This is a genomic window from Microcoleus sp. T2B6, from assembly GCF_036700475.1.
Classification (GTDB): domain Bacteria; phylum Cyanobacteriota; class Cyanobacteriia; order Cyanobacteriales; family Microcoleaceae; genus Microcoleus.
In genome coordinates, this window is the sequence record NZ_JAUBOZ010000239.1 from 1 (window position 1) to 1,518 (window position 1,518).

Genomic DNA, 1,518 nt, shown 5'->3' on the forward strand with positions numbered 1-1,518 from the left:
CCGGAGATGTCCGAATGGGGCAACCCAGTAAGCATCAGTTGAATACATAGACTGATAGCGGCGAACCCAGCGAATTGAAACATCTTAGTAGCTGGAGGAAGAGAAAGCAATAGCGATTTCCCAAGTAGTGGTGAGCGAACGGGAAACAGCCTAAACCAGAGGTTTTTACTTCTGGGGTCGTGGGACAGTCAATTAACGTATCTTCAAGCTAGACAAAGCAGTTGAAAGCTGCACCAGAGAAGGTGAAAGTCCTGTAGTCGAAAGTAGAAAAGAGCGTGACTGTATCCCGAGTAGCACGGGGCCCGTGAAATCCCGTGTGAATCAGCGAGGACCATCTCGTAAGGCTAAATACTACTGTGTGACCGATAGTGAACCAGTACCGCGAGGGAAAGGTGAAAAGAACCCCGGAAGGGGAGTGAAATAGAACATGAAACCGTTAGCTTACAAGCAGTGGGAGGACGATTTAACGTCTGACCGCGTGCCTGTTGAAGCATGAGCCGGCGAGTTATAGGCAGTGGCAGGTTAAGACCCTATGGGTTGCAGCCAAAGCGAAAGCGAGTTTGACAAGAGCGCCCGTGTGAAAGCACAGGTCACTGTTTATAGACCCGAACCCGGGTGATCTAACCATGTCCAGGATGAAGCTTGGGTAACACCAAGTGGAGGTCCGAACCGACTGATGTTGAAAAATCAGCGGATGAGGTGTGGTTAGGGGTGAAATGCCAATCGAACCCGGAGCTAGCTGGTTCTCCCCGAAATGTGTTGAGGCACAGCGGTCGAGATTAAGTTTAGGGGTAAAGCACTGTTTCGGTGCGGGCTGCGAGAGCGGTACCAAATCGAGGCAAACTCTGAATACTAAACTGGTACTCGGCCAGTCAGACGGTGGGGGATAAGCTTCATCGTCAAGAGGGAAACAGCCCAGACCACCAGCTAAGGTCCCAAAATGACTGCTAAGTGATAAAGGAGGTGGGAGTGCAGTGACAACCAGGAGGTTTGCCTAGAAGCAGCCACCCTTAAAAGAGTGCGTAATAGCTCACTGGTCTAGCGCTCCTGCGCCGAAAATGAACGGGGCTAAGCAGTCTACCGAAGCTGTGGAATAAATGATTTAAAAGTCATGTATTGGTAGGGGAGCGTTCCGCAACGGTGTGAAGCACTAGCGACAAGCAGGTGTGGACTGTGCGGAAGTGAGAATGTCGGCTTGAGTAGCGCAAATGTAGGTGAGAATCCTACACCCCGAAACCCTAAGGGTTCCTCCGCCAGGCTCGTCCGCGGAGGGTGAGTCAGGTCCTAAGGCGAGGCAGAAGTGCGTAGTCGATGGATAACGGGTCAATATTCCCGTACCTGACATTGTTGGTGCAGAGGGACGGAGAAGGCAATCGCCAGCCGGATGTTGGTTACCGGTTCAAGTATTCGAGGTGTTGAGAGACGGAGAAAACGTCTTGAGCTGAGGTACGAGTACGACCTCCCACGGGAGGGAAGTGGTAGATGTCAGGCTTCCAAGAAAAGCTCTAAACACCATAA

At 51.5% G+C, this 1,518-nt stretch carries 1 rRNA gene; it reads left to right on the forward strand.

From position 1 onward, the window contains the following. Positions 1-1,518, forward strand: a 23S ribosomal RNA gene (locus QUA00_RS36655); the annotation flags it as partial.